The following is a 17,152-nucleotide window of genomic DNA, read 5'->3' on the forward strand; positions in this document are numbered from 1 at the left end:
GCGGTGGGGTGCGGTGGGGTGCGGTGCGGTGGGTCCGGTGCGCGGGGTGCACGCCGTGAGTGCCGTGAGCGCTGTGAGCGTCGTGACCGTCGTGAGCTCGGGCGTCAGATCTCGATGCAGGTGCGCAGCGAGGTCCCCGAGCGCATCTGGTCGAGCGCGTCGTTGATCTCGGCGAGCCGGACGCGATGGGTGATCAGGCCTTCGAGGTCGATCCGGCCGGCCCGCCACAGGGCGATGGTCCGCTCGTAGGAGCGCAGCACATCCGCGCCCCCGTACAGGGACGGCAGGATCCGCTTCTCGTCGAAGAACAGCTCGAACATATTGACCTGGAAGGTGTCGTCCATGGCTCCCGCGCCGACCACGCACAGGGTGCCGCCACGCCGGGTCATCTCGTAGGCGGTGCGGGCGGTGGCGGACTTGCCGACCACCTCGAAGACGTAGTCGAAGCCCTCCCCCGCGGTGATCCGGGCCTTGGCGTCGGCGAATTCCTCCGGGGCGACGGCTTCGGTCGCGCCGAAGCGGAGCGCGGCCTCCCGGCGGGCGGGAACCGGGTCGACGGCGATGATCTGGGCCGCACCGCAGACCTTCGCGCCCTGGATGACGGAGATGCCGACGCCGCCGCAGCCGATCACCGCGACCGAGGAAGCCGCCTCCACCTCGGCCGTGTTGAGGGCGGCGCCGAGCCCGGTGGTGACGCCGCAGCCGATGAGCGCGGCGATCTCGTAGGGAACGTCGTCCGGGATGGGGACCGCGCAGTTGGCGGCGACCACGACCTCCTCGGTGAAGGTACCGGTGCCGGCGAAGCCGAACACGTCACCGCCGGCGCGCCGGAAGTTGGGGGTGCCGGCGTTCATGAACCCGGCCAGGCACAGATGGGTCTGGCCGCGCTTGCAGGACGGACAGCTGCCGCAGGCGGGCAGCCAGCACATCAGGACGCGGTCGCCCTGGTCGAGCCCGGTGACGCCGTCGCCGACGTCGAGGATTTCCCCTGCGCCCTCGTGCCCGGGGACGAAGGGGGCGGGCTGCGGCAGTACCCCGCTCATCGCCGAGAGGTCGGAGTGGCACAGACCGGTCGCCCGGATCCGGATCCTGACCTTGCCGGGGCCAAACCCCACCGCCTCGACGTCATCGAGGACTTCGAGCTTGTCCTGCCCACTCTCGTGCTGTACGGCTGCGCGCATGTCACGACTCCTCTCGTACGTACGGCAATCCCGCCCCCGCCCGGACCGCCCGGGGCGACGACGCGCCCCGGACGGCACTCGCTACCGGGTGTCTCCCACTGGGTGTCTCGCTGCTGGGTGTCTCGCTAGCTGTGCTCCACCACCGTGTCGGCCAGTACCGGCGCGTCGTCGCGGTCGGCGGCCGTGACCGAGACCTGGATCCGGCCGGGCTCTTGCCACAGGCCGAGCCGCAGCGTCTCCCCCGGGAAGACCACCCCGGCAAAACGGGTCGTGTACGACCGCACGTGGGCCACGTCGCCGCCGAGCAGCGTGTCGACCACGGCCTTGAGGGTGACCCCGTAGGTGCACAGCCCGTGCAGAATCGGCCGGTCGAAGCCGGCGAGCTTGGCGAACCCGGGGTCGGCGTGCAGCGGATTCCAGTCGCCGGAGAGGCGGTAGAGCAGCGCCTGGTCCGGGCGGATATGGCGTTCGGTGCGCAGGTCGGGGGCGCGGTCGGGGAGGTCGAGGCGGGCGGAGGGGCCGCGGTCGCCGCCGAAGCCGCCCTCGCCGCGGACGAAGATCTGGGTGTCGCAGGTCCACAAGGGCCCGTCGTCGTCGGCGACTTCGGAGCGCAGCACGATGACGGCGGCCTTGCCCTTGTCGTACACCGCGGGGACGGACGAGGTCTGGGTGGCGCGACCGCTCACCGGGAGGGCGCGGTGCACGGTGACGGTCTGGCCGCCGTGCAGGACCGCGGCGAGGTCGACGTCGATCCCCGGGGCGGAGAGCCCGCCGGCGAGGGCCATTCCCCCGCCCGCGACGGTGGCGAAGGAGGGCAGGACGTGCAGTGCGCTCTCCAGGGTGTAGCGCAGTTCGTCCGGGTCGGTGGCGGGGTGAGGTTTCTCCGGGGTGGCCGCGCCGGCCCCGATGCCGAGGTGGTAGAGCTGGACGTCCTTGTGGTCCCAGGCGAGTTCGGTGGTCCGCGGCTCGGCGGAGGTGGCCTTGGCGGCGTCGATGGGCATGGGGCTGCTTGCTCCTTCACCACGTTGCGAAGACCCCGGCCCGGCCGTCCGCACCGTCGACCGTGCCGGGGTCGTACCTGGTCGGCGCGGCCGCGCTCCGTCGGCATACCTTTCGCACTTCTAGAACGCGTTCTAGCCGATGGCCCTCATGTATAGCCGATCCGCCCCACGCCCGGAAGCCCCCTGACGCCGCGTCAGTTCTGTTCGGATGCGCCTTGATCCCCGCGGCTCCCGTCGGATCTCCCCCGGATCACCTGCGCCGGCGTGCCGGCGACCCGGCCCCCGTCGCGCCCCGCCGTGACATTTGTCAGGGCGGATCACATACATTCGCCTCTAACGCCCTGCAGCAACTCTCCGTAATGTCAAAGACATCGAACGAGAGGCGGGGGTGGGAATGGCACGGACGAAAGAGCCGGTCAGCACTGCGTACACGACAGGCGGCGCCGCGGCGGTGGCATTCTCCGGGGTGACCCGGAGTTACGGCGCGGTCAGGGCCGTGGACGGGCTGGACCTGGAGATCGCGGCGGGCGAGACGGTGGCGCTGCTCGGGCGCAACGGTGCGGGGAAGTCCACGACCCTCACCATGCTGCTGGGGCTGCTGCCGCCCGGTACGGGATCGGTGCGCCTGTTCGCCGGCACCCCGGAGACGGCGGTACGGGCGGGCAGGGTGGGCGCCATGCTGCAGGACGGCAAGCCCCTGCCGCGGGTCACCGTCCGCGAACTGGTCACGTTCGTCGCCGCCACCTACCCCCGCCCCATGGCGGTCACCGAAGCCCTGGAGCTGGCGGGCCTGAGCGAATGCGCCGGACGGCGGGTGGACCGGCTGTCCGGCGGGCAGGCCCAGCGGGTCCGCTTCGCGGTGGCGCTGGCCGGCAACCCCGAGCTGCTGGTGCTCGACGAGCCGACCGCGGCGCTGGACGTCGAGGCGCGCCGCGCCTTCTGGCGCTCGATGCGCGCGTACGCCCGCCGCGGCAACACCATCGTGTTCTCCACCCACTATCTGGAGGAGGCCGATGAGCACGCCGACCGGATCGTGGTGATGGACGGCGGCCGGGTGGTCGCCGACGGCAGCGGCGAGGCGATCAAGCGGCGGGCCGGCGGCACGCTGGTCTCCTTCGACCTCGCGGGCGCGGCGACCGAGCCGCTGGCCGCCCTGCCCGGCGTGAGCGCCGTGGAGGTGCGCGGCGACCGCGCGCTGCTGCGGACGACGGACTCCGACGCGACCGTCGTGGCCCTCGCCGGACTCGGGCTCGTCCGCGCACTGCAGGTCACCCCCACCGGCCTGGAGGACGCCTTCCTCACCCTCACCTCCGGCAACGCCGCCGGCCACACCCCGGCGCACACCACCGCCACCCGGTCCGCGAAGGAGCTTGCGTGATGCTCGACTACATCCGCCTCGAAGTGCGTCGCACCCTGCGCGACCGGAGCTTCGTCATCTTCGGCATCGGAATGCCGGTGCTGATGTATGTGCTGATGACCAACATCGGTGCGGGTCCCGGTGGCGCCGGTATGGAGTGGAAGACCGCGTCGATGGTCGGCATGGCCGCATACGGCGCGCTGGGCGCGGCGATCGGCACGGGCACGGGCGTCGCCGAGGACAAGCAGCTGGGCTGGCTGCGGCAGCTGCGCATCACCCCGCTGAGCCCGATACGGGTGGTCGTGGGCCGTGGGCTGACCGGCTCGGTGACGGTACTGCCGGCCATCGCCTCCGTACTACTGGTGGGCGCGCTGGTCAACGGCGTCCGGATGCCGGCCTGGCAGTGGGCCGCGCTGGCCGGGCTGCTGTGGATCGGCACCGCCCCCTTCACCCTGCTCGGCCTCGGCAACGGCTACCGCCTCTCCGCGCAGTCCACCGGCATGGTCAACACGGGCTGCATGCTGCTGCTGTCGATCATCGGAGGCCTGTGGTTCCCGGCCGAGCTGTTCCCCGCCTGGCTGCGCTCGCTGTCCTCCTGGACGCCCGGCAACCGCTTCGCCGAACTCGGCCAGAGCGTCACCCAGGGCAGCGCTCCGGGCCCGGGCACAGTAGCGGTGCTGGCCGCCTGGCTGGCACTCTTCGGCGGATATGCCGTGTACGCGTACCGTCGGGCCGCACGAACGGTGTGATCGACGATGGTGCAGACCGGGGAAGTGACAGTGCAGCACAGCAAGCAGCGGGCCGCGGGTGACGGCGGGCCCGGCGGCGCGGAAGGCGCCGGCGAGCCCTCGTGCCGGCCGAAGCGGCCGGGCAGGAAGACGGACCGGGGGCCGGGCAAGTACGCCTTCCTGCCGTGGCTGCTGATGGGCCTGGGCGCCTTTTCCAACATCATCCAGGGCAAGACGGGCAATCCGTGGCTGGCCGGCCTCGGGCTGCTCGCCTTCAACTCCCTCTACCTCACCGTCATCTGGTCCTCCTTCAACCCACGGCTGCGGGACTCCCGCCACCCGGTGTACGCCCTCGGCCTGCTGACCGCCGTCACCTTCGCCATCGCGCTCGGGTTCGGCGGCAACTGGTTCCTGTTCTTCCCGCTGCTGTCGCTGGCCTCGGGCACGGTGCGCGCGCTGCGCGGCAAGAAGCTCGCCCTCTGGCTGATCGCACTCAGCGGCACGGCCGGGTATCTGGTCGGCCGGCACGGTCCCGACCCGTGGGGCTCGTTCGGCATCGGGTACGGCACCTTCCTGTCCGGCATGGTGACGGCCACGGTCCTCAGCCTGTTCGACACCATCCAGGAGCTGAACACCACCCGCCAGGAGCTGGCCCGCAGCGCCGTCGAGAAGGAGCGGCTGCGCTTCTCCCGCGATCTGCACGACCTGCTGGGGCACACCCTGTCCGTGGTGGTGGTCAAGGCCGAGGCGGTCCGCCGGCTGGCCCCGCGCAATCTGGATGCGGCGCTCGACCAGGCCGCCGACATCGAGGCGGTCGGACGGCAGGCGCTGACCGAGATCCGTGAGGCGGTCACCGGCTACCGCGAGGGCAGTCTGACCACCGAGCTGGACCGGGCCCGTTCGGTGCTGGAGGCGGCCGGTATTGAACCCGTCGTACGGCAGGCGGGACCGCCGCTGCCCCCGCAGGCCGGAGCGCTGCTGGGCTGGGTGGTCCGCGAGGGCGTCACCAACACCGTCCGGCACAGCGGCGCCACCCGCTGCGAGATCGACGTCCACGCCGACGAGGAGCGGGTCCGGCTGACGCTCACGGACGACGGCCGCGGTCCCGTAAGCTCCGGTGCTGCTGCCCCGGCGCCCGGCCTGGCCTGGCTCCGCGACCGCGTCCCCGGGCGCGGCGGCGATCCGGGCGGGAACGATCCGGGCGGCGGCGGTCCCGGCGACGGCGGTCCGGGCGGTTACGGGGTGAGGGACGGCTTGAGCGCTACGGGCAGGGCACAGGGACCGGACGGCACGGGCCGCCCGGAACCTGCTGCGCCGGGCTCCGGGGAGCCGGACAGCACGGCGCCGTCCGGCCCTTCGGGACCGGTGGGCGGCACCGGGCTGAAGGGACTGGCCGAGCGGCTGGCCGCGGCGGGCGGCACCCTGCGCAGCGGCCCGGACGGCCGCCGCGGCTTCCGTGTCACGGCGGAGCTGCCGGTCGGCACGGGTGATATAGCGGACGTGGAGGAGTTGACCAGGTGATCAAGGTCCTGCTGGCGGAGGACCAGGGGATGATGCGGGGCGCGCTGGCGCTGCTGCTCGACCTGGAGGAGGACATGCAGGTCGTGGCCCAGGTCGCGGCGGGCGATCAGATCGTCGCCGCCGCCCTGGACGCCCGCCCCGACATCGCCCTCCTGGACATCGAACTCCCCGGCCGCAGCGGCCTGGACGCCGCGGCCGACCTGCGCGAACAGCTGCCGTCCTGCAAGGTGCTGATCGTGACGACCTTCGGCCGCCCCGGCTATCTGCGCCGCGCGATGGAGGCCGGGGCGTCCGGTTTCCTGGTGAAGGACGGCCCGGTGGAGGAACTGGCGGCGGCGATCCGCCGGGTGCTCGCCGGCGAGCGGGTCATCGACCCCGGCCTCGCCGCGGCAGCGCTGAGCGCCGGCCCCAACCCCTTGACCCAGCGCGAACGCGACGTCCTCAGCACCGCCGTGGACGGCGCCACGGTCGCCGATATCGCCGCCAAACTCCACCTTTCCCAAGCCACCGTCCGCAACTACCTCTCCGCTGCCATCGGCAAGACCGGCACCCGCAACCGCATGGAGGCGGTGCGGGCGGCGCGGCGGAACGGTTGGTTGTAACGGGGAGGCAGCGGACCTGAGGCACCGCGGACGACTCGGCCGTGGGCGGCTCGGCGGTGGCCGGCTCGGTCGTGGGCGGCTCAGCCGTAGCCGTGCTTCGCCGTGCGCAACTCAGCCGTAGCCGGCTCGGCCGTGCGCAACTCAGCCGTGGGCGGCGTCCTCGCGTCGCCGGGGCAGCGCGAGGACCATCAGCACGATGCTGCCCAGCAGGATCATGGAGCCGACCTGGAAGGCCAGACCGTAGCCGTCCGCCAGAGCCTTCGGACCGCCGTGACCCGCCGCGATGCGGGCCGCGGCGATGGTCGACAGGACCGACAGGCCCAGCGCCCCGCCCATCTGGCGGGAGGTGTTGATCAGGCCGGAGACCAGCCCCTGGTCGGCGGGGTCGGCGCCGGACGTGGCGATCGCCGCGATCGGCGTCGCCGTCAGCCCCGCCCCCAGGGCCATCAGGATGCCGGGGCCGAGGATCGTGCCGAGGTAGGTGCCGTGGACGTCCATCGCCCCCTGCCACGCCATACCGGACGCGGAGATCACCGCACCGGTGACGGCCAGGGTCTTGGCGCCCACCCGGTTCATCAGCCGCGGCCCGATCTTGGAGCCCAGCACGATGGAGAGGGAGTGCGGGATGAAGGAGAGCCCGGCCTGCAGGGGCCGGTAGCCCAGCACGTTCTGCACGTACAGCGACAGGAAGTACCACATGGAGAACATCGCGGCGCCGGCCAGCACCATCGCCCCGTTCGCCGAGGAGACCGAGCGCACCCGGAAGAGCACCAGTGGCATCAACGGAGCCTTGGCGCGCGCCTCGACGGCCAGGAACACCGCGATCACGACCAGTCCGGCGGCCAGCGGCAGCAGCGCGGAGGCCGAGGTCCAGCCGTCCGTCTCGGTCTGCACGATCCCGTACGCCACCAGCGCGAGCCCGGCGGTCACCAGCACCGCGCCGGGCACGTCCAGCCGCCGCCCGGTGCCCTGCCGGCTCTCGGTGAGCCACCACACCGCACCGGTCAGCACCAGCGCCCCGACCGGGACATTGATCAGCAACACCCAGCGCCATGACAGGTATTCGGTGAGCACCCCGCCGACCAGGCCGCCCACCGCGCCACCGCCGGCACCGACCGCCGTCCAGGTGGCGATGGCCCGGTTACGGGCCGGACCGGGCGGAAACGACGTGGTCAGGATCGTGAGGGTGGCCGGTGAGAGCACGGCGGCGCCGACGCCCTGGACCGTCCGGGCCGCGATCAGCTGCCAGGGCTGCTGGGCCAGCCCGCCGCCCACGCTCGCGACGGTGAACAGCGCCAGCCCGAGGACGAAAACCCGCTTACGGCCGAAGAGGTCGGCGGCCCGGCCGCCGAGCAGCATGAAGCCGGCGAAGGTGATCACATACGCGTTGACGATCCACTGCAGGCCCAGTTCGCTCAGGCCCAGGCCGGTCCGCATGGCGGGCAGGGCGACGTTCACGACGGAAACGTCCAGGACGACCAGGAACTGCCCCGCACACACCAGCAGCATCACCAGCCACGCCGGTGCGGCCGTCCGGCGCGTGGTTTCGGGCATGGTCGCGGAGGCGGCTATCGGCGGCATGCCGCCCATGCTCGCATTCACCCCTTGGCTCCCGCATCGGTATATCGGTGCATGGACCACCTGACTGGAGACCTAGGACGCGAGGCGGAGGGCCTGGGGGGGGGAGGAGGGGCACGGCAGAGGGGAGGGCTCAGGGGCGGGCGGCGGGGTGAGGCCGCAGGAGGCCGGGGCCGTAGGGGCGGGCCCCTAAGGGGCGGGAAGGCCCCCAGCAGACCAACTACCCATGCTAGGGGCCCAGTTACCACGCAGACGCAAGCACACCGAAACGATCACACCGGCGCAATCACATCGCTCCGATCACGTCGCTCCGATCACGTCGCTCCGATCACGTCGCTCCGATCGCATCGCCCCGGGCACATCGCCCCGGGCACATCGCCTCCGTCCGCCTCGCCCCGGTCGCAAAGACCACCCGGTCACCCGGCCACCCGATCACCCGGCCACCTGATCACCCAGCTACCCGGTCACCTGCGCAGCAAGGTCACCACCGCGGCGCCGCCCAGGCCGATGTTGTGCGCCAGGGCCACGCGGGCGCCGGGGACCTGGCGTTGGCCCGCCGTGCCGCGGAGCTGCCAGACCAGCTCGGCGGTCTGGGCCAGGCCCGTCGCGCCCAGTGGATGCCCCTTGGAGATCAGGCCACCGGACGGATTGACCACCCAGCGGCCGCCGTAGGTCGTGGCACCGTCGGCGACCAGCTTTCCCGACTCCCCGTCCGCGCACATACCCAGGGCCTCGTAGGTCAGCAGCTCATTGATGGAGAAGCAGTCGTGCAGCTCGATGACGTCGACGTCCTCGATGCCGAGGCCACCGGCCGCGAAGGCCTGCCGGGCCGCGGCCCGTGTCATGGGCTTGCCGACGGCATCGATGCAGGAACCGGAGGAGAAGCTTTCCTCGGTGTCGGTCGTCATGGCCTGCGCGACGATCTCCACCGCCCGGTCGGTCAGGCCGTGTTCGCGGACGAACCGCTCGGAGGCGACCACGGCCGCGGCCGCTCCGTCGGAGGTCGCAGAGCACTGCAGCTTGGTCAGCGGCCGGTGAATGGTCCTGGCGGCGAGGACTTCCTCGACGGTGTAGACGTCCTGGAACTGGGCGTGGGGGTTGTGGGCGGAGTGCCGGTGGTTCTTGGCGCCCACCGCGGCGAGCTGTTCGGCGGTGGTGCCGTGGCGCTCCATGTGTTCGCGGGCCGCGTTGCCGAAGATCTGGGCGGTGGGCGGGGTCATCTCGAAGCCGTGGGCGGCAGCCATCACGCCGTAGTGGCGGGCCACCGGCGAGGTCTGGAAATCGCCGCCGTCCGCGCCGCCGCCCAGCGCGCCCCGCTTCATCTTCTCGAAGCCGAGCGCCATGACGCAGTCATTGATCCCGGCCTCGACGAACTGGCGCGCCATCATCAGCGCGGTCGAGGCGGTCGCGCAGTTGTTGTTGACGTTGTAGACCGGGATGCCGGTCAGGCCCAGTTCGTAGGCGGCGCGCTGGCCTGCCGTCGAGGCCTGGTAGCAGAAGCCGACCGGTAGCTGCTCGACCGCTTCGTAGCCGATCCCGGCGTCGGCGAGCGCCTTGGAGCCCGCTTCCTTCGCCATGTCCCAGTACTGCCATGCGCGGGTCTCGGGCTTCTCGAACTTCGTCATCCCGACGCCTACGACGTACGCCTTGCCAGCCATGGATGTCCTCCTGGAAGCGGCCGGATACGGGGAAGTCTCAGATCAGCGGGCGGGGCTCCGGGTCCCGGGGCAGGCCGAGCAGCCGCTCCGCGACGACGTTCAGCTGCACCTGGGTGGTGCCGCCGGCGATGGTCAGACAGCGCGACATCAAGAAGCCGTGCAGCGCCCGTCCGCCGGCCCCTTCCCGCACCGCGCCGTCCGGTCCGAGCAGTTCCAGCGCCAGCTCGGCGACCTTCTGCTGGTGCGGGGTCTGCACCAGCTTGCGGATACTGGCGCCCGCCCCCGGCTCCAGGCCCGATACCTGCTGGAGCGTGGTGCGCAGCCCGATGCAGCCCAGGGCGTGCGCCTCGGCGGCCAGCGCGCCCACCTTCGCCCGCACCGTCGCGTCCAGCCCCGCGGCGCGGTCGAGCAGCGCCTCCAGGCCGGTGTCGAAGGTCAACTGGTCGGCCATGTGGACGCGTTCGTTGTCCAGGGTGGTACGGGCCACCTTCCAGCCGTCGTCGACCCCGCCGACCACCGCGTCGGCCGGCAGCAGCACATCGTCGAAGTAGACCTCGTTGAAGAGGGCGTCGCCGGTGATCTCCTTCAGCGGACGGACGCCGATGCCGGGGGTCTTCATCTCGACGACGAAGAAGGTCAGCCCCTTGCGCTTGGGGGCCTTGGGGTCGGTGCGGGCGAGCAGGATGCCGTGGCTCGCCCCCTGGGCGGCCGAGGTCCACACCTTCTGGCCGTTGATCCGCCAGCCGCCGTCGTCCGTCCGCTCGGCGCGGGTGCGCAGGGAGGCCAGGTCCGAGCCGGCTTCGGGCTCGGAGAACAGCTGGCACCACAGCAGGTCGCCGCGCAGCGACGGCAGCAGGTAGCGCTCCTGCTGCTCCTGGGTGCCGTGGGCGATCAGCGAGGGGACCACCCAGGTCGCGATGCCCAGATCGCTGATGCGGACGCCGGCCGCGGCGCACTCCTGCTGGATGGCCAGTTGCTGTACGGGGCCCGCGCCCAGTCCGTAGGGCTTGGGGAGGTGCGGCGCGGCATAGCCGGAGGGGGCGAGTGCGCGCCGTACGGCCGCGGGGTCGAGGCCGCGGACGCCGTCGACGACGGTGCGGGCCGCGGCCCGGTACTCCTGTGCCGCGGCGGGGAGTTCGAGGTGCAGGGCGCGGCGGGCACCGTCGGCGCCGTGGCGGGCGGCGCGCAGCAGGTGGGTGTCGCCGCTGCCGAGCAGCTGGCGGGCCACGGTCGCCCGCCGCAGATGGAGGTGGGCGTCGTGTTCCCAGGTGAAGCCGATCCCGCCGAGCACCTGAATGCAGTCCTTGGCGCAGCTGAAGGAGGCGTCCAGGGCGGTCGCGGTGGCCAGCGCCGCGACCAGCGCGCGGACCGCGGGCGGCTCGTGCAGCGCGCGGGCCGCGTCCCAGACCAGGGCGCGGGCCTGCTCACAGCGGACGAGCATATCGGCGCAGAGGTGTTTGACCGCCTGGAACTGGCCGATCGGACGGCCGAACTGCTCGCGTACCTTGGCGTATTCGGCTGCGGTGTGCAGCGACCAGGCGGCCGTTCCGCAGCTCTCCGCGGCGAACAGCACCCCGGCGGTGTCGCGGACGAGGTCACTGTCGACGGCCAGCAACCGGTCGCCGGGCACCGGCACGGCGTCCGCGCTCACCTCGGCGGTCGGCCGGGTCGGATCGGCGCTCTCCTGGACGCGTACGGACAGGGTCCCGGCGTCGACGGCGAGCCAGACGGTGTCCGTGGAGGTCCGCGCGGCCAGCACCAGCAGATCCGCGTCGGCGCCGGCCAGGACCGGGGGCGCGGTGCCGTCCAGGACGTAGCCGTCGGCGTGCGCCCTGGCGGTGAGGGAGCCGGGCCCCAGGGCGACGGCGGCGATGCGCTCCCCTTCGGCCAGGGCCCGTACGAGGGGCCGGTGGCCGCCGCCGCGGTGCAGCAGCTCGGCGGCGAGGGTGGTGGGCAGGTAGGGGCCGGGGAGCGCGGCGCGGCCCATTTCCTCCAGCACGACGGCGAGATCGAGCAGTTCACCGCCACCACCGCCGTCGGCCTCGGGGAGGTGGAGCCCCAGCAGGCCCTGGGCGGCGAGCTGGCCCCAGTAAGCGGGCCGCCCCTGCGGTCCGTGCGCGGCATCGAGCAGCTTGCGCACCTCCTCGGGCGGCACGGCCCGCGCGGCCCATCCCCCCGCCGCCTCGGCCAGGTCACGGTGGTCTGCGGTGATTCCGATGCCCATACGCAACAGACTAGAACACGTTACATTCTGACGGTAGGTCAGAAACAGGTGCGACCTCGACAACGTGACCCGCTTCTACGACATGACGGAGCCGGCAAGCCTGGAGCGTGCGATCTGCGAGATCGCGGCCGAGCGGGCGGGGGCCGCCATGCACCGGTGCCTCTTCGTGGACGACCGGCTGGAGAACATCGAAGCCGCGGCCGGGCTCGGGATGACCGGCGTGCACCACCGCGAGCCTGCCGACCTCCGCGGACCGCTGGGCTTCCTGCGGGACAGCTGATGCGCCACTCCACCGCCGGGATTCCTCAGGGGCCCACGGGGATGCAAGGGGACCCACGGGGATCCAAGGGGAGGCGCACAGGAATCGGCCCGGTGAATTCCGGTACTTGCTCTTCGCGGGATGACACGGGGAGGGCCGCCATTCCCTCCGCCCGGTTCTCCGTCGCATTCGCCCGCTTTCCGGCATCGGGGAAACGACCGGCGATAAAACGCCGGGAACGGACAGGACACCGGCGGAAAGCCGAGGGGAACCAGCAGAAACCAGCGAGAACCCCCGACGCGCGGAAAGGAGGATCGCCGTTCCGATATCCGAATGTCCATAAGGGAGACCCGCGCCTCGCCCGTCCCGGCCCGTACGGCACGATGAGGCCCTGACCGCACCATCAGGAGGCAGCCATGTCCGCTCCCACGGCTCCGACCGCTCCGCAGCCGGAGATCCTCGCCGCGTTCGAGGCGGCGAAGGGCTTCATGCCCGTGGACGAAGGCCTTGCGCTGTACGCGGCGGCGGCAGAGGCGGCGGCGCTCGGGCTGCCGCTGATGGAGGTCGGCACCTACTGCGGCCGGTCCACGATCCTGCTCGCGGACGCCGCCCGCGCCGCCGGGGTCATGGCCGTCACCGTCGACCACCACCGGGGCAGCGAGGAGCAGCAGCCCGGCTGGGAGTACCACGATCCGACCGTGGTCGACCCCGAGGTCGGCCGGATGGACACCCTGCCCACCTTCCGCCGCACCCTGCACGCCGCGGGCCTGGAGGGCCAGGTGATCGCCCTGGTGGGCCGCTCCCCGCAGGCCGCGGCCGTCTGGCAGGCGCCGGTGGGCCTGGTCTTCATCGACGGCGGGCACACCGACGAGCACGCCACCGCCGACTACGAGGGCTGGGCGCCGCATGTCGCGCCCGGCGGGCTGCTGGTGATCCACGACGTGTTCCCCGACCCGGTCGACGAGTGGACGGGCCAGGCCCCGTACCGCATCTACCGCAGGGCCCTGGAGTCCGGCGCCTTCAGCGAGATATCGGCCCACCGGTCGCTGCGCGTACTGCGGCGCACCGGCGCCGGCATCTGAGCGGGCTACCATCGCCGACGTGTCGAACGGCAGTACTCCTTCTCCGCCCCGCCGCCTGCGCGGCACCCTCCTCGTCGTGGTGGCCGCCGTGGCGGTCGTCGGCCTGGGGGGCTGGCTGGTCTGGCGGTCTGCGGGCGCCGGCGGCGCGCCACCACGGACCGGCGGCATATCCGGGCACGGCAGCGGCCACGGCCCGGCCGGCGAGGACGGCGGCCACGGCGCGCGGGGCGGCGAAGCGGACAAGAAGCGTCACGACAGCCTGCAGGGCAAGGTCGTGGTGATCGACCCGGGCCACAATCCGCACAACAACGATCACGGCCGGGAGATCGCCCGCCAGGTGGACATCGGCAACGACCGCAAGGAGTGCGACACCACCGGCACCTCCACCAACGACGGCTACGCCGAGGCCTCCTTCACCCTCGACGTCGCCCGCCGCGCCCGTACCCTCCTCCAGAAGGCGGGCGCCAAGGTCGTGTTCACCCAGGACGGCGACCGCCCGTACGGGCCGTGCGTGGACAAGCGCGCCGCCCTGGGGAACACGGCACACGCCGACGCCGCGCTCTCGATCCACGCCGACGGCTCGGGCGCCGGCAACCGCGGCTTCCACGTCATCCTCCCCGCGCGCGTCACGGACGGCCCGGCCGACACCGCCGCGATCGTGGCGCCCTCGCGGAAGCTGGGCGAACGGCTCGCCGACCGGTTCCACACGGTCACCGGAAGCGCGCGTTCCAATTACATCGGCCACGGCACCGGGCTCGACGTGCGTTCCGATCTCGGCGGTCTCAACCTCTCCACGGTGCCGAAGGTCTTCCTCGAGTGCGGCAATATGCGCGACCCGAAGGACGCCGCGCAATTGACCGACCCCCGGTGGCGGCAGAAAGCGGCCCGCGGGATCACCGAGGGCATTACGGACTTCTTGACGCACTGACCGCAGCGCCGGCCGCGCCCGCGAAACCCACCCGATACCGGCTCGGATACGCCGCACCGATAGCGCGGCCAACGAAGAGGACGGCCCACAGGATTCGGCGATAGGTTCCCCTTTACGATGGGTGGCCACCGCCGTGCCTCGCACTGCGCACCGCGACAGCGACGACCGGACCCACGAAACCGACAAAGGACCCTTACGTGAACATCCGCTCCCTCACTCGAGGCGACGGCGTGGTGATCGGAGCAGCGGTGTTGCTGTTCATCGCCTCGTTCCTCGATCTCTCCAGCTACTCCGGCGTCAACGCCTGGGAATCGCTGAGTCTCCTCATGAGCGTGTACCTGGCCGGAGTGATCGGCGCGGCGATCATCGTCGTCGGCCGTGCGCTGCCGCAGTCGCAGCCGCGCAAGGTGGCCGGTCTCGACCTCGCCCAGTTCGGCGTCGCCCTCACCGTCTTCGCGGCCTGGACGGAACTGTGGACCCTCTTCTCCTTCCCCAGCGTCGGCGCCGGCCTGATCCTCGGCCTGATCTCCGCCCTGGTCCTGGCCGGCGGCGCCGTCGCCACGCCGCTCGTGCCGCCGCTCCAGGCCGCCCTGATCAGCGCCCCGAAGCCGCAGGCCGCCCCGTACGGCGCGGGCCCCAACCCGGGTTACGGCTACCCCGGCGCCCAGCAGCAGGCGGGCCACGGCTACGGCTACCCGGGCGGCCAGCAGCAGCCGCAGCCCGGCCAGCCCTACGGCCAGCAGGTTCCGGCCGAGGCCACGGCCGGCGGCCAGGCGGCAGCCGCCCCCGCAGGGGCCGCTCCCGCGGCCGGTGCCCCCACGGACTTCGCCCCGTTCTGGTTCGCGGTGCCCGTCGCCCGCCCGCTGTACGGCGAGGACGGTTCGCCGGCGCCGATCGCCGAACTGGCGCCCGGCACCTGGTACCTCGCGGTGGAGCAGCGCGGCCAGGCCCTGATCGCCCAGACCCAGGACGGCCGTCGCGGCGTGCTGCAGGACACCACCGGCATCCAGCGCGGCTGACACCGGACGCGCACCGGTCCTTTCGCGGCCCCTCACCCTTGCGGGCGGGGGGCCGTTGCCATGTCCGCGCCCCGCCCGTACAGTCACCGGACGCACGAGACCTGACACACCGTCAGGGCGGAGCGGTCACCGCGTCCGGGAGGGGCGATCGGCATGCGACTGGGGCTGGCACTGGGCTACTGGGGCCGCGGCCCCGACCCCCGGCACCTCGAACTCGCCCGCGAGGCCGAGCGGCTGGGGTACGACTCGGTGTGGACCGCGGAGGCCTGGGGGTCGGACGCCTTCACCACGCTCACCTGGATCGCCGCCCACACCTCCGGCATCAAACTGGGCACCGGTATCGCGCAGATGGCGGCCCGCACGCCCACCGCCACCGCGATGCACGCCCTGACCCTCGACCATCTCTCCGGCGGACGCCTGCTGCTGGGCCTGGGGCTCTCCGGACCACAGGTCGTCGAGGGGTGGTACGGCCGGCCTTTCCCCAAGAGCCCGCTGACCGCCACCCGCGAATACGTGGACGTCATCCGCCAAGTCCTGCGCCGCGAACAGCCGGTGGCCTCGGACGGGCGCTTCCACCCGCACCCGTACCGCGGCGCGGACGGCACCGGCCTCGGCAAACCGCTCAAGTCCCTCACCCACCCGCTCCGGGCGGGCATTCCGCTCCTCCTCGGTGCCGAGGGCCCCAAGAACATCGCCCAGACCACCCGGATCGCGGACGGCTGGCTGCCGCTGTACTGGTCACCGCAGCGCCCCGATGTCTACCGGGCCTCGCTCGCCGACGCACCGGAAGGCTTCCTGATCGCCCCGATGGCCCGCGCCGTGGTCTGTGACGACCTCGCCGAGGGGCTGCTGCCGGTGAAGGCCATGCTCGGCTTCTACATCGGCGGGATGGGGCACGCCGCCAGGAACTTCCACGCGGATCTCATGGCGCGGATGGGGTTCGAGGAAGAGGCCCGGCGGGTGCAGCGGCTCTTCCTCGACGGCCGTAAGGAGGAGGCCGTCCGCGCCGTTCCGGACGCCTTCGCCGACGAGATCTCCCTGGTCGGCCCGCGGGAACGGATCGCCGAGCGGCTGGAGTTGTGGCGCGCGGGCCCGGTCACGGATCTGCTGGTCACCGCCCCGGACCCGCACACGCTACGGGTACTGGCCGAGCTCAACTCCTGACCCCGGCCGGCCGCTCACCCGAAGGACGCCCACTCCAGCCACTGGTCGAGCAGGGCGCGCTCGCCCAGCACCTCGACCCGGTCGCTGTCGGCAGGCAGCCGGCGGTAGAGGACCTGGAGCACATCGGTCAGGGGGCCGCGCAGCGCGACCGCCGCCTTCTCATGGGTGCGGCGGTGGGTGGGCGCCTCCCCCGTGAGGTCGAGCAGCCACTCGGCGTCCACACCGGGCGGGGCATCGGTGGCATGGACGTGCATCGTCCGGCCGGGGCCGAGCAGCGACGTGCCGCGCTCGGCGAAGCGGGCCACCACCATCGGCAGTTCGGAGATCTGCAGCCACTCCTCCAGACAGTCCGCGGCGACCGGCGCGGGGACCTCGAAGGGGACACCGGCGGTGAGTGCCGCATCGGCCCGGTGGACGACCGTCTCATGGGTCATCCGGCGGGCCCAGAACCCGGAGTTGCGCGCCGTCGTCCAGCTCCAGACCTCCGCATCGGGACCGGCATCCCGCAGGGCGGCGACGGTCCGCTCGGCGCCCGCCGCCAGCCAGGCGTCGAGCGCCGCCGCGTCCTCGCCCCCGGGCCCGGCGCCCTCGGGGACGTCCGCGGGGTCGACGCTCTCCGCCGCGCGGGTGGCGACGAGCGCGCCGGCCCAGCGGTGCGCGCCCCCCACATGCCGGGCGAGATCGGCCAGCGTCCAGTCGGGGCAGGTCGGCACGGTCGCCGAGAGGTCGGCGGTCCGTACGATCGTCCGGAACGCGTCGGTCTCGGCGAGGAGTTGGGTGCAGTATTCCTCGTGGGTGAGGGATCCTTGGAGTGTCATGCGGCGAACAGTAGTGCGCCCTCCCCCTCCCC

Annotated in this window: 15 protein-coding genes; 9 read left to right on the plus strand and 6 right to left on the minus strand. The window is 72.5% G+C overall.

What is annotated here, in order from left to right:
• Window positions 1–104 precede the first annotated feature (104 nt).
• Together CFW40_RS09780 and CFW40_RS09785 are read right to left on the minus strand one after the other, a co-directional pair.
• Window positions 105–1,181, minus strand: a complete 1,077-nt coding sequence (locus CFW40_RS09780) for a Zn-dependent alcohol dehydrogenase (protein WP_088797420.1) — start codon at window positions 1,179–1,181, stop codon at window positions 105–107.
• Window positions 1,182–1,306: 125 nt separating this feature from the next.
• Window positions 1,307–2,182, minus strand: coding sequence for a MaoC/PaaZ C-terminal domain-containing protein (locus CFW40_RS09785; protein ID WP_088797421.1), 876 nt, complete (start codon window positions 2,180–2,182; stop codon window positions 1,307–1,309).
• 394 nt (window positions 2,183–2,576) lie between these two features.
• Between CFW40_RS09785 and CFW40_RS09790 the strand changes: the two genes are divergently transcribed.
• The 4 genes from CFW40_RS09790 to CFW40_RS09805 are packed head-to-tail and all read left to right on the plus strand — an operon-like array spanning window position 2,577 to window position 6,390.
• Window positions 2,577–3,560 carry an ABC transporter ATP-binding protein gene (locus CFW40_RS09790; RefSeq protein WP_088797422.1) on the plus strand — a complete coding sequence of 328 codons (984 nt, stop codon included), beginning with the start codon at window positions 2,577–2,579 and terminating at the stop codon, window positions 3,558–3,560.
• The gene (locus CFW40_RS09795; RefSeq protein ID WP_088797423.1) at window positions 3,560–4,288 is read left to right on the plus strand and encodes an ABC transporter permease; all 729 of its coding nucleotides are present in this window, start codon (window positions 3,560–3,562) and stop codon (window positions 4,286–4,288) included. The genes CFW40_RS09790 and CFW40_RS09795 overlap by 1 nt, the downstream gene beginning before the upstream one ends.
• Window positions 4,289–4,294: 6 nt before the next feature.
• The gene (locus CFW40_RS09800) at window positions 4,295–5,788 is read left to right on the plus strand and encodes a sensor histidine kinase (protein ID WP_088797424.1); all 1,494 of its coding nucleotides are present in this window, start codon (window positions 4,295–4,297) and stop codon (window positions 5,786–5,788) included.
• Window positions 5,785–6,390, plus strand: a complete 606-nt coding sequence (locus CFW40_RS09805; protein ID WP_088797425.1) for a response regulator transcription factor — start codon at window positions 5,785–5,787, stop codon at window positions 6,388–6,390. The genes CFW40_RS09800 and CFW40_RS09805 overlap by 4 nt, the downstream gene beginning before the upstream one ends.
• Before the next feature lie 141 nt (window positions 6,391–6,531).
• Here the strand turns inward: CFW40_RS09805 and CFW40_RS09810 are convergent, their stop codons facing one another.
• From CFW40_RS09810 to CFW40_RS09820, 3 genes are all read right to left on the minus strand, one after another.
• Complete coding sequence (locus CFW40_RS09810) at window positions 6,532–7,980, minus strand: MFS transporter (RefSeq protein ID WP_088797426.1); 1,449 nt, start codon at window positions 7,978–7,980, stop codon at window positions 6,532–6,534.
• A gap of 452 nt (window positions 7,981–8,432) precedes the next feature.
• Window positions 8,433–9,626: a lipid-transfer protein gene (locus CFW40_RS09815; RefSeq protein ID WP_088797427.1), complete on the minus strand. Its 1,194-nt coding sequence runs from the start codon at window positions 9,624–9,626 to the stop codon at window positions 8,433–8,435.
• Between the two features lie 37 nt (window positions 9,627–9,663).
• The gene (locus CFW40_RS09820; RefSeq protein ID WP_088797428.1) at window positions 9,664–11,850 is read right to left on the minus strand and encodes an acyl-CoA dehydrogenase; all 2,187 of its coding nucleotides are present in this window, start codon (window positions 11,848–11,850) and stop codon (window positions 9,664–9,666) included.
• 64 nt (window positions 11,851–11,914) lie between these two features.
• On the opposite strand from CFW40_RS09820, the gene CFW40_RS09825 reads away from it, so the two are divergent.
• The 5 genes from CFW40_RS09825 to CFW40_RS09845 all read left to right on the plus strand — a co-directional run bounded on the left by CFW40_RS09825 (window position 11,915) and on the right by CFW40_RS09845 (window position 16,302).
• Window positions 11,915–12,130: a hypothetical protein gene (locus CFW40_RS09825; protein WP_371127302.1), complete on the plus strand. Its 216-nt coding sequence runs from the start codon at window positions 11,915–11,917 to the stop codon at window positions 12,128–12,130.
• Between the two features lie 395 nt (window positions 12,131–12,525).
• A complete protein-coding gene (locus CFW40_RS09830) occupies window positions 12,526–13,191 on the plus strand; it encodes a class I SAM-dependent methyltransferase (RefSeq protein ID WP_088797429.1) in 666 nt (221 codons plus the stop codon).
• 19 nt (window positions 13,192–13,210) lie between these two features.
• A complete protein-coding gene (locus tag CFW40_RS09835) occupies window positions 13,211–14,119 on the plus strand; it encodes an N-acetylmuramoyl-L-alanine amidase (RefSeq protein WP_088797430.1) in 909 nt (302 codons plus the stop codon).
• A gap of 197 nt (window positions 14,120–14,316) precedes the next feature.
• A complete protein-coding gene (locus CFW40_RS09840) occupies window positions 14,317–15,138 on the plus strand; it encodes a hypothetical protein (RefSeq protein WP_088797431.1) in 822 nt (273 codons plus the stop codon).
• A 153-nt stretch (window positions 15,139–15,291) separates the two neighbouring features.
• Window positions 15,292–16,302, plus strand: coding sequence for an LLM class F420-dependent oxidoreductase (locus CFW40_RS09845; protein WP_088797432.1), 1,011 nt, complete (start codon window positions 15,292–15,294; stop codon window positions 16,300–16,302).
• 14 nt (window positions 16,303–16,316) lie between these two features.
• Here the strand turns inward: CFW40_RS09845 and CFW40_RS09850 are convergent, their stop codons facing one another.
• Window positions 16,317–17,120 (minus strand): maleylpyruvate isomerase family mycothiol-dependent enzyme, encoded by an 804-nt coding sequence (locus tag CFW40_RS09850; protein WP_088797433.1) that lies wholly within the window; start codon window positions 17,118–17,120, stop codon window positions 16,317–16,319.
• Window positions 17,121–17,152 lie beyond the last annotated feature (32 nt).

Source organism: Streptomyces sp. 2114.4, from assembly GCF_900187385.1.
Taxonomy (GTDB): Bacteria; Actinomycetota; Actinomycetes; order Streptomycetales; family Streptomycetaceae; genus Streptomyces; species Streptomyces mooreae.

Bases quoted from the DNA above. Each gene is read 5' to 3' on its own strand.
- CFW40_RS09830 (WP_088797429.1), top strand. From the start codon at position 12,526: ATGTCCGCTCCCACGGCTCCGACCGCTCCGCAGCCGGAGATCCTCGCC.
- CFW40_RS09800 (WP_088797424.1), top strand. From the start codon at position 4,295: ATGGTGCAGACCGGGGAAGTGACAGTGCAGCACAGCAAGCAGCGGGCC.
- CFW40_RS09795 (WP_088797423.1), top strand. From the start codon at position 3,560: ATGCTCGACTACATCCGCCTCGAAGTGCGTCGCACCCTGCGCGACCGG.
- CFW40_RS09785 (WP_088797421.1), bottom strand. From the start codon at position 2,182: ATGCCCATCGACGCCGCCAAGGCCACCTCCGCCGAGCCGCGGACCACC.
- CFW40_RS09850 (WP_088797433.1), bottom strand. From the start codon at position 17,120: ATGACACTCCAAGGATCCCTCACCCACGAGGAATACTGCACCCAACTC.
- CFW40_RS09780 (WP_088797420.1), bottom strand. From the start codon at position 1,181: ATGCGCGCAGCCGTACAGCACGAGAGTGGGCAGGACAAGCTCGAAGTC.
- CFW40_RS09790 (WP_088797422.1), top strand. From the start codon at position 2,577: ATGGCACGGACGAAAGAGCCGGTCAGCACTGCGTACACGACAGGCGGC.
- CFW40_RS09845 (WP_088797432.1), top strand. From the start codon at position 15,292: ATGCGACTGGGGCTGGCACTGGGCTACTGGGGCCGCGGCCCCGACCCC.
- CFW40_RS09820 (WP_088797428.1), bottom strand. From the start codon at position 11,850: ATGGGCATCGGAATCACCGCAGACCACCGTGACCTGGCCGAGGCGGCG.
- CFW40_RS09815 (WP_088797427.1), bottom strand. From the start codon at position 9,626: ATGGCTGGCAAGGCGTACGTCGTAGGCGTCGGGATGACGAAGTTCGAG.
- CFW40_RS09810 (WP_088797426.1), bottom strand. From the start codon at position 7,980: ATGGGCGGCATGCCGCCGATAGCCGCCTCCGCGACCATGCCCGAAACC.